Origin of the sequence: Desulfonatronum zhilinae (genome assembly GCF_900182865.1) — a bacterium.
In the GTDB taxonomy this organism is placed as follows: Bacteria; Desulfobacterota; Desulfovibrionia; order Desulfovibrionales; family Desulfonatronaceae; genus Desulfonatronum; species Desulfonatronum lacustre.
Genome location: NZ_FXUJ01000019.1, coordinates 70,097 through 87,685 on the forward strand (window position 1 = coordinate 70,097; position 17,589 = coordinate 87,685).

The 17,589-nt window shown below is 58.4% G+C and carries 15 protein-coding genes; 4 read left to right on the forward strand and 11 right to left on the reverse strand.

Features of this window, described 5'->3' with window-relative positions; all coding sequences use genetic code 11:
• Positions 1-2 precede the first annotated feature (2 nt).
• The 4 genes from AC559A_RS14485 to cimA are packed head-to-tail and all read left to right on the forward strand — an operon-like array spanning position 3 to position 3,896.
• Positions 3-461 (forward strand): CBS domain-containing protein, encoded by a 459-nt coding sequence (locus AC559A_RS14485; protein ID WP_498818453.1) that lies wholly within the window; start codon positions 3-5, stop codon positions 459-461.
• Between the two features lie 56 nt (positions 462-517).
• Complete coding sequence (tsaE, locus tag AC559A_RS14490; protein ID WP_498818454.1) at positions 518-1,066, forward strand: tRNA (adenosine(37)-N6)-threonylcarbamoyltransferase complex ATPase subunit type 1 TsaE; 549 nt, start codon at positions 518-520, stop codon at positions 1,064-1,066.
• Positions 1,054-2,298 carry an aspartate kinase gene (locus AC559A_RS14495; RefSeq protein ID WP_028571697.1) on the forward strand — a complete coding sequence of 415 codons (1,245 nt, stop codon included), beginning with the start codon at positions 1,054-1,056 and terminating at the stop codon, positions 2,296-2,298. Before tsaE ends, AC559A_RS14495 begins: the two co-directional genes overlap by 13 nt.
• The gene (gene cimA, locus AC559A_RS14500; RefSeq protein ID WP_028571698.1) at positions 2,295-3,896 is read left to right on the forward strand and encodes a citramalate synthase; all 1,602 of its coding nucleotides are present in this window, start codon (positions 2,295-2,297) and stop codon (positions 3,894-3,896) included. Before AC559A_RS14495 ends, cimA begins: the two co-directional genes overlap by 4 nt.
• A gap of 427 nt (positions 3,897-4,323) precedes the next feature.
• On the opposite strand, the gene AC559A_RS14505 is transcribed toward cimA, so the two are convergent.
• The 11 genes from AC559A_RS14505 to AC559A_RS14555 form a co-directional block, all read right to left on the reverse strand.
• Positions 4,324-4,641, reverse strand: a complete 318-nt coding sequence (locus AC559A_RS14505; RefSeq protein ID WP_498818455.1) for a BON domain-containing protein — start codon at positions 4,639-4,641, stop codon at positions 4,324-4,326.
• A 152-nt stretch (positions 4,642-4,793) separates the two neighbouring features.
• The gene (locus AC559A_RS14510; protein WP_028571700.1) at positions 4,794-5,429 is read right to left on the reverse strand and encodes a cyclase family protein; all 636 of its coding nucleotides are present in this window, start codon (positions 5,427-5,429) and stop codon (positions 4,794-4,796) included.
• 18 nt (positions 5,430-5,447) lie between these two features.
• Entirely contained in the window at positions 5,448-7,355 is a 1,908-nt protein-coding gene (locus AC559A_RS14515; RefSeq protein WP_498818456.1) for a glycoside hydrolase family 15 protein, read from the reverse strand.
• 601 nt (positions 7,356-7,956) lie between these two features.
• Positions 7,957-8,484, reverse strand: a complete 528-nt coding sequence (locus AC559A_RS14520; protein WP_498818457.1) for a YgaP family membrane protein — start codon at positions 8,482-8,484, stop codon at positions 7,957-7,959.
• Positions 8,485-8,551: 67 nt separating this feature from the next.
• The gene (locus AC559A_RS14525; RefSeq protein WP_498818458.1) at positions 8,552-10,360 is read right to left on the reverse strand and encodes an SLC13 family permease; all 1,809 of its coding nucleotides are present in this window, start codon (positions 10,358-10,360) and stop codon (positions 8,552-8,554) included.
• A gap of 256 nt (positions 10,361-10,616) precedes the next feature.
• Positions 10,617-11,459 carry an MlaA family lipoprotein gene (locus AC559A_RS14530; protein WP_498818459.1) on the reverse strand — a complete coding sequence of 281 codons (843 nt, stop codon included), beginning with the start codon at positions 11,457-11,459 and terminating at the stop codon, positions 10,617-10,619.
• A gap of 17 nt (positions 11,460-11,476) precedes the next feature.
• Positions 11,477-12,103 (reverse strand): MlaC/ttg2D family ABC transporter substrate-binding protein, encoded by a 627-nt coding sequence (locus AC559A_RS14535; protein ID WP_498818460.1) that lies wholly within the window; start codon positions 12,101-12,103, stop codon positions 11,477-11,479.
• 33 nt (positions 12,104-12,136) lie between these two features.
• A complete protein-coding gene (gene mlaD, locus AC559A_RS14540) occupies positions 12,137-12,589 on the reverse strand; it encodes an outer membrane lipid asymmetry maintenance protein MlaD (RefSeq protein ID WP_498818461.1) in 453 nt (150 codons plus the stop codon).
• Entirely contained in the window at positions 12,586-13,815 is a 1,230-nt protein-coding gene (locus AC559A_RS14545; protein ID WP_498818462.1) for an ATP-binding cassette domain-containing protein, read from the reverse strand. The genes mlaD and AC559A_RS14545 overlap by 4 nt, the downstream gene beginning before the upstream one ends.
• Before the next feature lie 30 nt (positions 13,816-13,845).
• Positions 13,846-14,652, reverse strand: a complete 807-nt coding sequence (locus AC559A_RS14550; RefSeq protein ID WP_028571710.1) for an MlaE family ABC transporter permease — start codon at positions 14,650-14,652, stop codon at positions 13,846-13,848.
• A 589-nt stretch (positions 14,653-15,241) separates the two neighbouring features.
• Positions 15,242-17,182: a heavy metal translocating P-type ATPase gene (locus tag AC559A_RS14555; RefSeq protein ID WP_498818463.1), complete on the reverse strand. Its 1,941-nt coding sequence runs from the start codon at positions 17,180-17,182 to the stop codon at positions 15,242-15,244.
• Positions 17,183-17,589: the final 407 nt, after the last annotated feature.

The following is a 17,589-nucleotide window of genomic DNA, read 5'->3' on the forward strand; positions in this document are numbered from 1 at the left end:
GGATGCGGACAGCTAAGGACATTATGACCCGGGACGTGGTCACCGTAACCCCGGATACGGACGTCAACGCGGCGGCCAAAATTCTGCTGGAAAAGGACTTCAACGGGCTGCCCGTGCTGGATGAAGACGGCAAGCTGGTGGGCGTGCTCTGCCAGAGCGACCTCGTGGTCCAGCAACGCGAATTCCCCCTGCCCTCTTTTTTCACCCTGCTGGGCGGCTTCGTGGCCCTGACCTCCCTGAGTCAGCTCCAACGCGCCGTGGACAAAATGGCCGCCACCAAGGTCAGCCAGGCCATGACCCCGGACCCGGTCAGCGTCTCCCCGGACACCCCGGTGAACAAACTGGCCGACCTGATGGCCGAAAAAAAATATCACACCATCCCGGTGCTGGAAGATGGAAAACTGGTCGGAGTCGTGGGCAAGAAGGACATCCTTCGTCTTTTGGCCAGTTCCGAGGAATAAATCAGCAAACACGAAACCAACCGAATCGCCCGCCTCACGTCGAGGCTCTCCTCCTCATGCCTTCACCGTCAGCACCGCTTCATCTCCACCTCAAGGGTCACGACGCCACCATGGCCCTGGGCGTCTGCTTCGTCGACGCTATGCGGGCCTTGGGCGCATATCCGGCGCTGTTACTGGACGGCGAGTTGGGGGCCGGGAAGACCACGTTTACCCGGGGCGCGGTTCAGGCCCTGCCCGGCGGCGACCAGGCCGAGGTGGCCAGTCCCAGCTTCAATTACCTGAACGTCTACCCCACTGAGCCGGAAACGTATCATTTCGACTTTTACCGGCTGGAAGGCCGGGAGCTGGATGACGAGTTATTCTGCGCCCTGCACGAACCGGCCCGGCTGATCATCGCGGAATGGGCCGCGTATTGCCGGTCCGGAGACCTGCCCGGGGATCATCTGGCCGTCCGGTTCAGCGTGGTTCCCGGCGGTCGCGAAGCCGCGGTCCAGGCCCATGGAGCCATGGCCGAGGCGGTGCTTCGGCGGTTGCGCGACAGCCTTTCCACTCATTTTCCGTTTCACGACGCCCTGCAAGGAGGAGATCCGAGATGCGGATCGTAGTTCAGAAATTCGGCGGCACGTCCGTGGCCAATCTGGAGTGCATGCGCCAGGTCATGGCCAAAAACCAAAAAGTCCTGGACCAGGGAGCCAAGCTGGTCGTGGTCCTCTCGGCCATGGCCGGGGAAACCAACCGTCTCCTGGGCATGGCCAAACAGTGGAGCACCCGTCCCGACCCCTGGGAGATGGACGCCCTGGTGGCCACCGGGGAGCAGGTCTCCGTGGCCTTGTTCGCCATGCTGCTCAAGGACCACGGCATCCGGGCCCGTTCCGTGCTCGGCCATCAGGCTGAAATCCTGACCGACTGCTCCGCCGGACGGGCCAGAATTTTGGGGATCAACACCGAACGACTCATGGAACTGCTGGAAAAGCACGATGTCCTGGTGGTCGCAGGATTTCAGGGCTGCGATATCCGGCAACGGATCACCACCCTGGGCCGGGGAGGCTCGGACACCTCGGCCGTGGCCATGGCCGCCGCGCTGCACGCTGATCTGTGCGAAATTTTCACGGACGTGGACGGCGTGTACACCACGGATCCGAACATCTGCCCCAAGGCCCGCAAGATCAACCGGATTACCTACGACGAGATGCTGGAGATGGCCAGCATGGGGGCCAAGGTGCTCCAGATCCGGTCCGTTCAGTTCGCCAAAAAATATTCGGTCCCGGTGCATGTCCGCTCGACGTTTTCCGACGAACCGGGAACCATCGTCACCAAGGAGGAGGAAGGCATGGAAGAAGCGCTGGTATCCAGCATCGCCTACGACAAGGATCAGGCCAGGGTCACCCTGATGGACGTGTACGACGAACCGGGCGTGGCGGCGACGATCTTCGCGCCCATTTCCGACGCGGACATCGTCGTGGACATGATCGTCCAGAACCCCAGCCGGGAGGGCCGCACGGACATGACCTTCACCGTGCCCCGGGGCGACCTGGACGGGACCATCCGCATCCTGGAGCGCATGAAGACCGAGATCGGCGCCCCGGCCGTGGTCTCCGACGCCCATGTCAGCAAGGTGTCCATCATCGGCGTGGGCATGCGCAACCACTCCGGCGTGGCGGCCATGGCCTTCACGGCCCTGAAGAACGAAAGCATCAACATCCTGATGATCAGCACCTCGGAGATCAAGATTTCCATTCTTCTGGATGAAAAATACACCGAGCTGGCCGTGCGCACCCTGCACGAGGCCTTTGGTCTGGACAAAGCGGCAACTCCGACGCACTGTGAGCAGACATGACCTTCATCAGCATCTACGACACCACCCTGCGTGACGGGGCCCAGTCCGAGGATCTGCATCTCTCCACCGAGGACAAGATCCGCATCGCCCGCAAACTGGACGAGTTAGGCATTGCCTACATCGAAGGCGGCTGGCCCGTATCCAACCCCACGGACCTGCATTTTTTCAAGGACATCAAGAACTACGACCTGAAAACCGCCCAGGTGGCCTGCTTCGGCAGCACCCACAATCCAAAGGGCTCGCCGGACAACGATCCGAACCTGAAGGCCGTGCTCCAGGCGCGGACCGAGGTGGTCACCCTGTTCGGCAAGACCTGGGACATCCATGTCCAGGAAGCCCTGCGCACCACTCTGGAGCACAACCTGGAGATCATCGCCGGCTCCCTGGCCCATGTCCGTCCGGAGGTCAAGGAGCTGTTCTTCGACGCCGAACACTTTTTCGACGGCTTCAAGGCCCATCCCGAATACGCCCTCCTCTGCCTGCGCAAGGCCTGGGAGGCCGGGGCGGATGTCCTGGTGCTCTGCGACACCAACGGCGGTTGCCTGCCCCAGGAGATCGGAGAAATCGTGACCCGGGTCCAGGAAGCCCTGCCCGGAGCCAAGCTGGGCATCCACACCCACAACGACTCCGAAACCGCGGTGGCCAGCTCGCTGATCGCCGTGGCCAACGGCGCGGTCCAGGTCCAGGGGACCATCAACGGCTACGGCGAGCGCTGCGGCAACGCCAACCTCTGTTCCGTGATACCCAGCCTGGAACTGAAAATGGGCTGCGCCTGCCTGCCCGAAGGCCACCTTTCCCGGCTGACGGCCACGGCCCATTTCGTCTCCGAGGTGGCCAACCTGAAGCCTTTCCTGCGTCAGCCCTTCGTGGGCAATTCCGCCTTTGCCCACAAGGGCGGCATCCACGTCAGCGCGGTGACCCGCAACCCGATCACCTACGAGCACATCCAGCCGGAACTGGTGGGCAACAAGCAGCGCATTCTGCTCTCGGACCTGGCCGGACGCAGCAACATCCTGTTCAAGGCCAAACAGTTCGGCTTTCACCTGGAAAAAGACGACCCCTTTGTCTCCGAGCTGCTGGCCGAGATCAAGCAGCGGGAAAGCACCGGCTACGAATACGCCGCGGCCGAGGCGTCCTTTGAGCTGCTCCTGAACCAGACCCTGGGCCGGATGCGCCGCTACTTCACCCTGCTCAGCTTCCGGGTCATCGACGCCCGCCACGAGGACCAGGCCCAGCCCTGGGCCGAAGCCACGGTGATGCTCAAGGTCGGCGGGGTGGTGGAACACACCGCCGCGGCCGGACAAGGCCCGGTCAACGCCCTGGACCATGCTCTCCGCAAGGCCCTGGAACGCTTCTACCCCAATCTCAAGGAAATGCGCCTCCTGGACTTCAAGGTCCGGGTTCTCTCCGGCCGCTCCGGCACCGCGTCCCATGTCCGCGTGCTCATCGAATCCGGGGACGCCCATTCCAGCTGGATCACCGTGGGCGTGTCCCACAATATCATTGAAGCCAGTTGGCAGGCCCTGGAGGATTCCATGAACTACAAGCTGTTCAAGGACGACCAGCGCAAACTGGAGCAGATCACCACGGGAAAATAGGAGATGGTTCAGAATTGGTTGACAGTTTTGCGCACACCCCCTGGGAGCGAGGGCGTCTCGCCTTGGGAGCATTGGAGCTTGTCCCAAGCATAGGCTTTTTCAGGTCTTTCTCGACGAAGCGGAAATGATGGGGCTCAATCAGACGTGCGAGGAATTTTGGAACCGGTTGCCACTGACCGGCAACCGGTCCAGGTTCGATTCATCATTTCAGTGCTCAGACTAGAATACGCCGAGCAGCCACAGTATAATAAGCAATGTAAACGGGACTCCGAGAAGCCATAAGAGAATAGGCATAACGTTACTCCTTTATTGTTGAGGGAGGATGCGCTTCCGACAGCCATGCTTCCGGACATGCTTCCGGACATGCTTCCGGATATGCTTGATCATTTTGCTGTCGGAAGCGAAATTGATGCAACAAGCCAGGAATCTACTTATTCCGGACAACGATCTCGTTGTTGACCGAATGAACACCTTCCACCTTGGCGGCCAGTTCTTCTGCTCGCTGTTTCTGCTGCCGCGTATCCGCCGCGCCGGTCAGATTGACCTGACCTTCAAAAGTCTTGACGCCTATTGCGAGGCCTTTCACTGAGTCATCAGCCAACAGTGCCGCCTTTACTCGCGTCGTGATGGCTGAATCGTCAACAAATTCGCCTGGCGTGCGTCCCGCTGGGGTTTGGCATCCAAGCAGGGATGCAAGCATGATCAGAACGAAACCGAATCCCAGAATTTTCTTGAAATTTAACATGACGATCTCCTTTTTATAATGTGAATAAAGATGGACGGCAGTTTATGGATGATGCGTTTTGGATGCACGCATTATTTTTTCATGGCATCTTTTCTGATACCCGGGAATTCACTCTCTCGCCCCCCCTCTTCCATTAACCGTTCCCCCTTGATTTACGTATTGCATGGTTCGCCGTCCGGCTGAATCAGGATGGCTCTGGCCGGTGCGCCGTCCGCTTTGATCCGCAACGGCAGACCGACGAAAATGTATTTCCCCGCGGACACCTCCCGCAGATCGAGCCCCTCGAAAACCGTCATCGCCGGAACCAGGGCCTGATGGACCTTCATACCGCTGTCAAAGGGCTCCACGCTCAGATAATCCACGCCCACGGTCTTTACCCGCTGCTCCGCCAGGTAGGCGGCTCCGTCCGCGGTCAGATGGGCGTAATCCTTACGGAACCGGACGTAGCCCTTCAGGGAATTTTCCGTTTTGAGCAGCACGATGAGGTCTTTGTGGATGTCTTCATTTTTCAGATGCTCCGCGGTGATTTCCCGCCCATGCCGCGTCATGTCCAACACCACGCAGGGGCCGTAGAAACTTTCCAGGGGCAGGTCGGCTACGCTGCCGCCGTCCTCTTTGATGTGCAGTAACGCATCCACATGGGTTCCGGTATGCATGCCGAGAAACAAGGACGACTCGTTTATGCCCTCATCCTGAATACTCTTGTATCGATCAATGCGCGGCGCCGGATTGCCCGGATAGACGAGCAAGTCCGGGTGAATCTCCATGGAGATGTCGTGAATTTTCATTGGTTGCTCCTTCGGCGTTCATTGATTCCCGGCAGTATCCCCGTTGTTCCGGAATTCCCTGTGTCCGGGAGTGCCGATTGGATCATGCACCGGCACATCCAACCCCTTGGCGTAGGCCAGATACAAAATGCTGTTGATCAGGCCGATGTGCGTGAAGGCCTGGGGGAAATTCCCGAGAAACCCGCCTGTCTTCGAATCCACCTGTTCAGAAAAAAGGCCGAGATGATTGGCGTATTGGACAATATTCCTGAAGATCTTCTCGGCTTCCTCGATCCGCCCGGAAAGGGCCAGTACGTCCACCAACCAGAAGGTGCACAACCCGAACGCCCCCTCTTCTCCGGGGAGGCCGTCGTCGGCGATGTAGCGTCGGATCAGGCAGTCGCTCATCAACTCCTTCATGATCCGGTTCACGGTGCCCTGGATCTTGGGGTCGTCCGCGGGCAGAAATTCCACCAATGCCAGGCGAAGATTGGCGGCATCCATGTCCTTGGAGCCGTAGGACTGGACAAATGCATTCAGTTCCGAATCAAAACCCTTCTCCATGACCTGTTCCTGGATCCTGGTCCGGGTTTCGTCCCAGAGTTCCACATTGCCCTTGAGTTTGTAATGCTTGGCCAGCAGCAGGGCCTTGTCCAGGGCGACCCAGGCCATGGCCTTGGAGTAGACGAAATGGCGCGCCTCTCCCCGGAACTCCCAGATTCCAAAATCGGGACGCTCCCACACTTCCACCACGTGGTCGGCGATCCAGGTAATGAATTCGGATATGTCGTCGGTGAGCGGATGTCCTCTGCGGGCCAGTTCGTACGCCGTACTGACCAGCTCGCCGTAGACCTCGAGCTGGAACTGACCGTATGCCTCGTTGCCGATGTTCACCGGCCTTGACCCCTTGTAGCCTTCCAGATGTTCAAGCTGCTGCTCGGTCAGTTCCAATTCCCCCTGCAGGCCGTACATGATCTGCAGGTCCCGCTTGCAGGACTTGCAGGTTTTGGAAACTTCCTCGAACCAGCGCATCAGGTCCACGGATTCCGCTTCATGGCCGATGGAAATCAGGGCCTGACCGGTCATGGCCGCATCCCGGATCCAGGCATAGCGATAGTCCCAGTTGCGCACCCCGCCGAGCACTTCCGGCAGGGAGGTGGTGGGCGCCGCGGCAATGGAGCCTTGATCGCCGATGCACATCAGCTTGATGACCAGCGCCGAGCGGATGACCATGTTGATCTGATCCCCGGCCCAGACCTGCTTCATGACGCTGCCTTCCTGATGCAGCCAGCCGTTCCAGCACTCCAGGGTGGATTTGAGCGCGAGTGCTGTTTCATAGCCGTTCTTTCCGTCCTCCGCGCCCCAGCGCACGACAATGGCCTTGCTCTCTCCGGGATTGATCCGGAACCTGGCCCGGATCAGCGGACCGTGATCGTCCTCGCCCGGTTCCGCGCTTTCCAAGCCTTCCAGGCGCATGGCATCCTCTTCGGATCGGGCGATCCATCCGCCGGAAATGCGTTCCAGGGCAACGGTCTTTCCGGCGTAATCGAATCGGGGACACCACAGGAGTTCAACATCCACGGAACCGCCGCGGCACTCGATCAGCCGGTGAATCTCCGGAGGGGCGTAGGCGTCGTTGCGCCCGTTGATGTCTCCGTCCAGGGGCATGAAGTCGGTCACCGTCAGGACGGCGCCCTCCAATTCAAAGCTGGTCTTCAGGACATTGCTTTCCTGGACATACTCCTGATTGCCGCGGCCTCCGCCCGCGGGACCGATCCGAAAAAAACCACCGCGCCGGGCATCCAGGAGAGCTCCGAAAACGCTGGGACTGTCCATCCTGGGCAGGCAACACCAGTCGATGGCCCCGTCCCTGGCGATCAGGGCGACGCTTTTCAGATTACCGATGATGCCGTAATCGGAAATGGGCTTGTAATCCTGGATGTTCATCCTTGAAGACTCCTTTCAGTGCTTGCGACCGGGTATTCGTATTCTTCCATGATTGCCAGCTTATCTTCCTGAACACCGCTGGCTGTTGGAGGAAGTAACTACTCAGCAAACAAACTACTCATAAAGATAGGGCTCGTGAGGCCACGGAAAACAACTGGATTCCGGCCTTCGCCGGATGACTGACGAAGGAGGCCGTTTTTCGTGTTGACGTCATACCGGCGAAGTTCGGCGACCGCTATCCAGGTTCTTTTCTCTGGCTTTGCTGAGTAGTTACACCTGGAGGATACCCTTTTGAGCATCCCTGTCTGTAGGGGAATCGCATGTTTATCGTGGGGAGAAATCACAGGCGGCGGGAATAATTCCCGAGATGGACGAGCGGAGAATCGAAATCGAACCTCATGTCCAAGAAGATAACGGGATCACAGGATGGTAACTGCTCAATTCTATTGCCGGGGTCGGAATCGGAATCGGGATCGGGATCGAAAACGCTGGGATGCGTTTTCAATTCTTCCTGTTTCGATTCCGACTCCGATAGCGAAGCGCCGACCCCGACACCGATTGCCGGAGCAAGATCGGACACAAAATGTACTGAGTAGTCCGGCTACCGTTCCTGAATGCTCAGCAGCTCCTCCGCCTGACGTCGCGGATCGACGCTCTCCGGCATATGGGTGGTGTCGCCGCGAAGCATCTTGAGGGCATGGCGCTCCTGCTCTATTTCCTGGCAAGTTCTGATCCCCATCCGCCGGAGGATCGGCAGTGGCGGGCACCATCCCTGCAGGGCATGCTGGACGAGAAAACCTGTCACTCCGATGGACAGAAAAAACCACTTGCGGTTGACGTATTTACCGAGGACCACGCCGGTCAAGGTCAACAGCGAGGCGTTGAGTTCCAGCACGCGTTCGACATCCCATTCCCGGTCGAGTTCCCTCAAGCGGGTATCGATCGTCTCAGGCGAGGAGACAGCCCGGGCAATATTCTCCACGGTGCGCAACCGTATCCTTTCCTGCACATGGGAAGCAGTACGTTTCGCAACCCGGACGGCTGAAGGAGGAATTATCTGTTCGAATCTGATCTCTGTTTCTTCGGAGGGGGAAGTTACACGATTATCGGTTACCTGTGTCTGATTCATGATTGATCTCCTTCTAATTTTTTCCGGGAATGGTTAGAACATAAGAGGGTGCGGGCCAACGGAACAATCAGAAAGGCCACATCAGGGGCACGAGCACGGCCACGACTGCCAGGGTGATCACCACCAGCCCGGTCCCGAACTTGAGATAATCCCTGGTCGCATATGACCCGGGACCCTGGACCATCAGGGGCGCCGGATGGCCTTCAGGCAGCAGGTAGGTGGCCGCGGCCCCCACAATAACGGCGACGGCAAACGCTTTCGGCTCGACCCCGAGCAGGCCGGCTGTATCCAATGCGACCGGAATCATGATCACCGCCACGGCTGCCCCGTGCAGGGACTGCGTCAGGAGCAGGGCGATCAACGTGATCCCGATCATGGTGACATGCGGGCCGAGTGTACCCAACGTATCGGCTATCAGGCTGGAAACCAGTCCGGCAGCGCCGCTTTTCTCCATGGCCAAGCCCAACGGGAACATCCCGCCGACCAGGACAATCGTCCGCCACTCCACATGTTCATAGACCAGCCGGAGAGGCAGAATGCCGATAAGGACCATTAACGCCGCGCCCCCCAGCGCCGCCACGGCAATCGGAAGCAGATTGAAACCAGCCAAGGCAATCACCCCGGCCATAATCAAGGCGGCCCACTTGCCCAGATGGCGCAGCTTCCGGGGAGCTTCCTGCGGGTGTGGCTCATGCAGCCACAAGAAACCCGGCCTGGGATCGTAGCTGCGCGTCTGATCGCCCGGACCATAGAGCAGCAGCGCGTCACCTTCTTGCAGGGGAGTGGTTCCCACATCGGTTCGAATGGGGCTGTCCGCGCGCCAGATCGCTACGCCCGTGAGGCAGGTTTTCCTGCGCAAATCCAAATCAGTCAGGGTCTTGCCGACCACCGGTGAACGCGGTGGGACAACCACTTCGATCAGCTCTCCACTGGATGACGGAAATTGTTCAGGTTCGCTGGGATGTCCCAATACTTTGAGTCCCGGATGTTCCTGGACCAGTTTTTCGACCCTTGTCCTGCGTCCGCCCACCAGCAGCATATCGTCCTTCTCCAGGACAAAATCCACTCGTTTAACAAGGTGGGGTTCGTCATGGCGCACAACAGACAAGACCGTAAGCCCGTGCTCATTACCGATTGCGATTTCTTGCAACGTCTTCCCCACCCAGGAAGAATCGTTCAGGAGCAAGACCTCCCAGAGACGATCTTCCAAATGGTATGTCCGCATTAAATCAGTATGATCTCCCCGGCTTTCCACGGCGCCCTTTTCGCCCGGCAACAGGCGCTGCCCAATGACCAGGGTGTAGACAGCGAAAGAAATGATCAGGGCAATGCCTACCGGCGCAATTTCGAAGAAACCAAACGCTGACTGTCCCGAGGATCGAAGCAGATCGTTGACCACAAGGTTATGCGAGGCCCCGATAATGGTCAGGCTTCCACCTGCCAGGGCAGCCATGGCGATGGGCAGGAGCAGCTTTGAACGGTGGATATCGTTCTTACGGGCCAGTCGGAGGACCACCGGGATGAATAACGAAACCGTGGCAATATCGCTCACAAAACCCGACAGGACGCCGGGGACCAGGGTGCTCATCCAAGTCAACCGTTTGCGGCTCCCTCCGGCGATGTCGTTCAGACGCTCCGCGATCCACCGGACCACCCCGCTGCGTACCAACCCGGCGCTCAAGATCAACAAGCCGGCGATGGAGATGACGGCTTCGCTGCTGAAGCCGAGCAAAACCTCCTCCACCTCCAATACGCCGGTAGCCGCCAGCGAAACGAGTACCAATACCGCGACGATATCCGCACGGATCCAACCGGTTATAAACAACAGCATGGCGGTTCCCAGTATTGCGAAAACCACCCCGATTTCCATGGTCATGGTACCTCTCTCTCCCCAGACCTTCCATGGACAAATATCAGAGCTTGGTGCAAAAAGTTATATTACACCAAGCTTGTTGAAAGTTGATGGTTGAAAGCTTATTCAAAACGATGTGTTATGAATTACGGTTTTGTCCCGGCAAGATGGTTAAGGAATGGACACCGCATGGAAGATTGGAAGGGAGCGACGGCGATTCTACCTGACGCCTCGCGAAATACAGCCCGGATTCAGACTGGTGTCGCCTTTTGCTCCCAGGTCAATCCTGAACCAGTGCGTGGCGGTACTGGATATAGGCGTCGCGGAAAGCGACATAGGGATCAATGGCTGATTCCTTCATGTCCTCGTATTGTCCGATCCTGAATGATAAAGAATTGATGCGTTGATGGGCCTTCAGAGCCCATCCCAGTTCATGAGGTTCAAGGTAGGAGAGTGGTGAAAGGAAGAAATCGCCTGTCATGCCCACCGAGTCGCGCAGTGTCGATGGACCGAGCAATGGCCAGACGATATACGGACCGTTGCCGATCCCCCAAACGCCGAATGTCTGTCCGGCATCCTCGTGAGTGACGGTCAGGGCCGGGAACGTGTCTGAGATCTTGACCAGGCCGAGGAAACCGAAGGTCGTGTTCAAAACGAAACTCCCGGTTTCCTTGGCGACCTTATCGCCCTTGCCCTGCAACAGGCTGTTCACAACGCGCACGGGATAGGCCAGATTGGTGAAGAAATTTCCAATACCGATTCTGAAGAGTTCGGGAACAACCATGGCGTACGTCTGGGCGACCGGTTTGAGCAGATAGAGATAGAGCTTGTCGTTGACGGTGAACATGGCCCTGTTCCATCCCTCCAGGGGGTCGGCCACGCGGAGAGGCTCGTACTCCTCGGCCACGACCTCCCATTCCTCTTCCCACCAATCGTCATTGTCGAGGTCATCAAGCCGGTCCGGGCCGCCCTCTCCTTCCACGGCAACCGTTCCCCCGTTCGCGATCATTGCGGGACCGGGATTGTTCTTCCCGGCGCATCCGGTCATGAACAGCAACAGGCACGCCAGCAAGAGATACGCCAGCAAGAGACGCAACACCGCTAATCCTCTTTTCGCCATCATGTTTTCCCGTCCTCCACTCAATTAGCAACCTCAACACCGTCTCGCAGGCTCGCAACTTTGCCCCGCAATGATTCGAGCAATCCTTCCACACCGCTTCGATGCAGGATCTCCTCGAACTGGGTCCGGAAGTTCTGTGACAGGCTAATCCCTTCCCCATGGATGTCGTAGACCAGCCATCTCCCATTGTCCTCATGGAGCCGGTAGAGGACCTGAACAGGACCCTGCCGGGCCATGACCCGGGTTTCCACCTCGGCCCGGTGAACGCGCGCCCCCGGCTCCGTGAGCAGTGTTTCCCGGACGTAGACGACGTCTTCATCGGAATAGTCGACAATGTAGTTTCGGTAGGTGCGCTCAATCAATTCTGAATACAGCGAAATAAATTGCTCCTTCTGCGAATCGTCCAACTGTCTCCAGCCTCGACCGAGGGTGACGCGCGAAAGAACCTCGTAGTCAAAGGCGTCATCAACTACCTGTTTGATGCGCTCGTACTTTGTATCGATGCCCTCCTGCTCCGCATTGGCCGGTTCGCGCAGAATGCTGAGGACCTGGTCAACCGCGCCCTGAACGGCCGACATCGGAGAAGCGGCCAGAGCCGTGGACGCAAAAAAGAGCAGGCAGATCGTCATTATGATGTATTTCAACATATTATCATCCTCGAAGTTTGACGTTTTCGATCGTCATTTCTTAACGTCGCCAAAGGCGAACCGTCCGATCAGGTTTTCGATATCCAGGGCTGGTACGGTATCCACGATGGTTTCTCCCGGGCCGAGTTCGAAATCCGACCCCCCGGGTGCGATATCGATGAATTTGTCCCCGATCAGGCCACGGGTTTTGATGGATGCGACGGAATCGTCGAAAATCGGCACTCCCTTGTCGATCCGCACGGTCACGATGGCCACCAGATCCGTGGGATGCAGGCGGATGCTCTCGACCTTGCCGATCCCGACTCCGGCCATTTCCACGACACTGCCCCGGTTCAGCCCGGCGGCCGAAGTGAATCTCGCGTTGAGCAAATAGGTGTTGCCGCGCAGCAGTTCCAAATCTCCCAGCCTGATCGTCAGATACCCGACGCACAGCAGTCCAATGAGCATGAACACGCCCACGCCCGTTTCCATGGCGTACTTCTTCATATCGTTTCCTTTTTTTCGCGTACCGGACAAACCGTTTGCTGCTCATTGTCACGAGCCACCAGGACCAATGCCTGCAAGTCGGGGTATGCATCCACCTCCGCAACCCCCAAACTGATGCAGAAATTTCTGTAGCCGGGATGTTCCGCTCCGGATGTGCGTTTCCCCATGGTGCTGATCCGTTCGAGCATTGCCGCGCGGAAAGCGTCGATCTGATCGGAATCGGCTACCGGGAAATACGCCGCGACCTCATTTTTCCCGATCCGCACGGCTCGCCCTTGGCCGTTCAATTGGGCGATCAGTCCGTCGGAGAGGTTTTGGATGGCTCGTTGCGCCGCGATTTGGCCCACATGCTCATCCACTTCATCCAGGCCATCCAACAAAAAGAGGATGAAACCATACCGCTCGCCGAGTTGGATGCGAGGGCCAAGGCGTCTCAAACCGGCCATGAACTCCTTGCGGTTGTCCAGCCCGGTCAGGTCGTCCTTGAGCATCTCCACGCTGTTCAGAAAGGCCTGGATGTCCGGGTCGTCGGACTGCTCCAGGACAACCGGCGTGTCTTCAAAAATGATCCCGCTGGAATCGATGATGGCCACCTTGTCCGCGATGTAGAACACATCAGGGATGTCATGGCTGACGACAACGGCCGTGAACCCCAGCTGCCGCTGATAATGAGCGATCATGTTCAGCACGGCGTTTTTTCTGATCGGGTCGAGCCCGGTGGTGGGCTCGTCAAAGAGAACGATCTCCGGATCGGTGATCAAGGCCCTGGCCAGGGCCACGCGTTTTTGCATCCCTCCCGAGATCTGCGAAGGATATTTGCTCAGGACATCGGAGATCTCCAACTGTGTCGTCCGCTGAATGACCTTCTCCCGAATCATCGCGGACGCCAGACTCGTCTTTTCGGTCAGGGGCAGGGCGATGTTCTCGTACACGGTCATGGAGTCGAACAGGGCGTTGTTCTGGAACATGTAGCTGAAACAACTCTTCAACTCGGACATGCTCTTCCGGCTCATGCTGGAAAGAGGTTTGCCCTTGAAGAAAATATCCCCGGAATCCGGCTTGAGCAGTCCGATGACGTGCTTCAGCAAGACGGACTTGCCGACCCCGCTCTTCCCGATGATCACCGTCACCTGTCCGCCGAGGATATCCAGGCTGACGTCCTTCAGGACGACCTTGCCGTTGAAGCTCTTGCAGACCTTTTCGAAGCGGATGACGGGTTCCGGCATAATCGTCCCAACTGTTTATTCAACGGACAGCTAAAGCAGAAACGAGGTCAGAACATAGTCCACCACCAGCACGGCCACGCAGGACATGACCACCGCGGTGGTCGTGGACATGCTCACCCCTTTGGCCCCGAAGCCCCCGGCGCGCATATGGGTGAAATACCCCTGGAAACAACAGATGACCGTAACGATAAATCCGAAAACCACCGCCTTGACGAAGCCCCCGGTAATGTCCTGCATGACCACGCTGGCCTCGATCTGGGTGAAGTAGGTTCCGGCGCTCAGGTGGAGCAGCACCACGCTGGTTATGTAGCCTCCAAAGATGCCCACCACGTCGAACAAGGCCGTCAAAAGGGGAAAGCTGATCAGGGAAGCCACGATTCGGGGACTCACCAGAAACTTGATGGGATTGATGTTCATGGTGTCCAGCGCGTCGATCTGTTCGGAGATGCGCATGATGCCAATTTCCGCGGCCATGGATGAGCCGGCCCGGGCAATGATCATGATGGCCGTGAGCACCGGCCCCAGCTCCCGAATCAGTGACAGGGCCACGGCCGGCCCCAGCAAGCCCGTTGAACCGAATTTTGCCAGGGTATAGTACCCCTGAAGACCCAGAACCATCCCCGTGAACACGGATACCAGGAGAATCACGGACACGGATCGGAAGCCGATGAAATACAATTGGCTCAGTATCTTTCTGAACTGGAAGGGAAAGGTGAACACGTGCAGAACGGCCAAACCGGCGAAGATGGCCATTGCCCCCAGCTCATTGACCAGGGCGAACACCATCCGTCCCAAGGCGGCAAAAGGATTTGCACGGATCTCCGCATAATCTGCCATGGCTCGACTCCATTAAAATGAAGGGATGGCCCCGCCCCTTAAAGAGGAGACATCAAGGACACGTCACCCCCTTGAAGGAGGCCGTCCCATCACTGATGAGACGGGGCTATGTCGGTGCCGATGAAACAGCGACCTGACGTTTCAGCACTCCGCCATGGATCATTCCGTCATCTTGGCGGACTCCAGGAGGCCTTCCAGCATCATGTACATCATTTCCATCTTGGAGTGCATCATCTGACGACATTTCATCATGCCCTGGCACAATTTCCGGCCACACAGTGGTTGGGGGCAAGACATCAGCCTGCTGGTTACGTTCATATTTTTTGGTAACCACGTGAGCTGTTGGCCCTTGCTCGATTATCCACCTTCGGCGTAACGGTAACTCCGAAAATACATTCACATGGCTGGCGGAATGGAGGCGTCATCATGTACCAGTGTTGTGACGAGTTCCTCGAGCAGTGCGTTAGCCTCGTGCGGCAGGTAGACGTGGATGACTGCCGAATTTTCTGTTGGCCGCTACATCAAGGAAGTCGGGATACTGTGAGAGTTATTGTCCTGCCGCCACACATACGACGGCTTGTAGTTACGGTCATAACTTCTCACGTCTGAGCAGCTGGGCATTGACGGCCACGATCACCGTGCTCAAGGACATCAAGATCGCGCCGACAGCCGGGGCCAGCAGGATGCCGGCCCAGGCCAGCACGCCTGCGGCCAGTGGAATGGCCACGATGTTATATCCGGCAGCCCACCAGAGGTTCTGAAGCATCTTGCGGTAACTTGCCCGGCTGAGTCGCACAATTCGCGGTACATCGCGCGGGTCGCTCCGGACCAGGACCACGTCTCCCGCCTCAACAGCCACATCCGTGCCGGCGCCGATGGCGATGCCGATGTCGGCCGTTACAAGGGCCGGAGCGTCGTTGACCCCGTCGCCGACCATGGCCACACGCTTGCCCTGACGCTGCAGCTCCTTCACCTTCTCGGCCTTGTCCTCGGGAAGGACCTCTGCCAGGACGATGTCGATGCCGAGTTCCTTGGCCACGCTCTCGGCCACTGCTCGGGAATCGCCCGTAAGCATGGCCACTTCCACCCCTTCTTGTTTCAGTTTCTTCACCGCTTCATAGGATTCCGGACGGATGGCGTCGGCAACAGCAAAAGTTGCCAGAACGGTTCCGCCTTCGATCAAGTAGACCGCTGCCTGACCGCTCCGGCCGAAGCGTTCGGCCGCTTCGCTCAAAGCACGGGGCGGCTCGGCACTCAGCTTTCGAAGCGAGGCCGGCCCACCCACCTGAAGCTCGCGGCCATCAACCCTGGCCTGCACGCCCTGGCCTGGGACAGCCTGAAAAGCCTCGGCTCCCGGAACCTCGATCCCCTGTTCCTCCGCGCTTTGGAGCAGGGCACGGGCAATGGGGTGCTCGGAGTCGCGTTCAACGGCCGCGGCGAGTCGGAGCGCCTCTTCAGGCGCGACCCCTTCGGTAGCCACAGTCTCGATCACACGGTGCTCCCCCAATGTCAGGGTTCCGGTCTTGTCAAAGACCACGATATCCAGATTCCTTGCCTCCTCGAGACCCCGCCGGTTGCGCACGAGTAGGCCGGACTGCGCCCCCATGGTGGTTGAGATGGCAATGACCAGAGGAACAGCCAGCCCCAGCGCGTGAGGACAGGCGATAACAAGGACAGTGACCACGCGCGTGATTGTGAAGTCGAGCGTTGCGCCAAACCACAACCAGGCGAGCAGGGTCAGTATCCCCGAACCAATAGCAACGATCGTGAGGAAAAACGCGGCACGATCGGCAAGGGCCTGGGCACGGGACCGGGAGCTCTGGGCCTGCTCGACCAGCCGCATGATTCCCGCCAAAGCGGTCTTCTCGCCGATACCGGAGACTTCGACCCGCAATGAGCCTTGACCGTTGACTGTTCCGGCAATGACCTTGTGACCCTCGCCTTTCTCGACCGGATTGGACTCGCCAGTAATCATGGCCTCGTTGACCGAACTTTTGCCGCTTTTGACCACGCCATCCACCGGGACGCTCGCACCTGGGCGGATCAGTACGAGATCACCCTCGCTCAACTGATCGACATTGACTTCCTCGGTGCGATCCCCTCCGACCAGTCGCAGGGCCGTGTCCGGCAGGAGCTTGGCCAAAGCCTTGAGGGCCCCCTGAGCCTGGAAGATGGAGCGCATCTCGATCCAGTGGCCCAGGAGCATGATCGTGACAAGGGATGAGAGTTCCCACCACAGACCATGGCCTTCAAACCCCAGGATTACGGCTACGCTGTAGAGGAAAGCAACACAGATGGCCAGGGAGATCAGAGTCATCATCCCAGGCATGCGCTCACGCAACTCGCGGACGGCACCCTGGAGGAAAATCCAGCCGCCGTAGAGGAATACCGCTGTTCCGAACAAGGCCGGAATCCAGTCGGAGCCGGGAAAGCGCGGCGCCCGGTATCCGAACCACTCCTGGAGCATGGGCTCCCAGATCAATGCCGGGATTGTCAGCGCCAGGCAGATCCAGAATCTGGTCCGAAACATCTCCACGCTGTGTCCCGCATGCTTGTCGTGTCCATCGTGCCCTGCATGCTCATCGTGCCCGGGTCCGGAACGAACATGGCCGCTAGCCTCCTCAGGCGAAGTGTGTCCACCTTGCTCCGATTGCGAGTGTTTCATCCGATCCGAGATTCCGACTCCCCGTTTTTTGTCGTGGGAATGTCCGTGATGCGATGGTTCTTTCATGTGCTTCTCCGGCTCTTATCTGCGACAAGATCTTCTGATATTGCTGCCTGATGACGTGTTTTAAACACATCCTGTGCATTCCAGGTTTTTCCCGCGCATTGAGCTCTGAAAAAGAACGTGCCCTGGAACCGGGGGGCTTCTCTGCGTCAGATGATCAATGACCGTGGTGGTCCGTCGGAGCGCCGCCCCATTGCTCCAGCCATTCG

Excerpts from the sequence above, each read along its gene's own strand:
- mlaD (WP_498818461.1), bottom strand. The coding sequence starts at position 12,589 with ATGAAGAAGTACGCCATGGAAACGGGCGTGGGCGTGTTCATGCTCATT.
- AC559A_RS14505 (WP_498818455.1), bottom strand. The coding sequence starts at position 4,641 with ATGTTAAATTTCAAGAAAATTCTGGGATTCGGTTTCGTTCTGATCATG.
- AC559A_RS14510 (WP_028571700.1), bottom strand. The coding sequence starts at position 5,429 with ATGAAAATTCACGACATCTCCATGGAGATTCACCCGGACTTGCTCGTC.
- AC559A_RS14485 (WP_498818453.1), top strand. The coding sequence starts at position 3 with ATGCGGACAGCTAAGGACATTATGACCCGGGACGTGGTCACCGTAACC.
- AC559A_RS14545 (WP_498818462.1), bottom strand. The coding sequence starts at position 13,815 with ATGCCGGAACCCGTCATCCGCTTCGAAAAGGTCTGCAAGAGCTTCAAC.
- AC559A_RS14535 (WP_498818460.1), bottom strand. The coding sequence starts at position 12,103 with ATGTTGAAATACATCATAATGACGATCTGCCTGCTCTTTTTTGCGTCC.
- AC559A_RS14530 (WP_498818459.1), bottom strand. The coding sequence starts at position 11,459 with ATGATGGCGAAAAGAGGATTAGCGGTGTTGCGTCTCTTGCTGGCGTAT.
- AC559A_RS14495 (WP_028571697.1), top strand. The coding sequence starts at position 1,054 with ATGCGGATCGTAGTTCAGAAATTCGGCGGCACGTCCGTGGCCAATCTG.
- tsaE (WP_498818454.1), top strand. The coding sequence starts at position 518 with ATGCCTTCACCGTCAGCACCGCTTCATCTCCACCTCAAGGGTCACGAC.
- cimA (WP_028571698.1), top strand. The coding sequence starts at position 2,295 with ATGACCTTCATCAGCATCTACGACACCACCCTGCGTGACGGGGCCCAG.
- AC559A_RS14520 (WP_498818457.1), bottom strand. The coding sequence starts at position 8,484 with ATGAATCAGACACAGGTAACCGATAATCGTGTAACTTCCCCCTCCGAA.
- AC559A_RS14555 (WP_498818463.1), bottom strand. The coding sequence starts at position 17,182 with ATGTTTCGGACCAGATTCTGGATCTGCCTGGCGCTGACAATCCCGGCA.
- AC559A_RS14525 (WP_498818458.1), bottom strand. The coding sequence starts at position 10,360 with ATGACCATGGAAATCGGGGTGGTTTTCGCAATACTGGGAACCGCCATG.
- AC559A_RS14550 (WP_028571710.1), bottom strand. The coding sequence starts at position 14,652 with ATGGCAGATTATGCGGAGATCCGTGCAAATCCTTTTGCCGCCTTGGGA.
- AC559A_RS14515 (WP_498818456.1), bottom strand. The coding sequence starts at position 7,355 with ATGAACATCCAGGATTACAAGCCCATTTCCGATTACGGCATCATCGGT.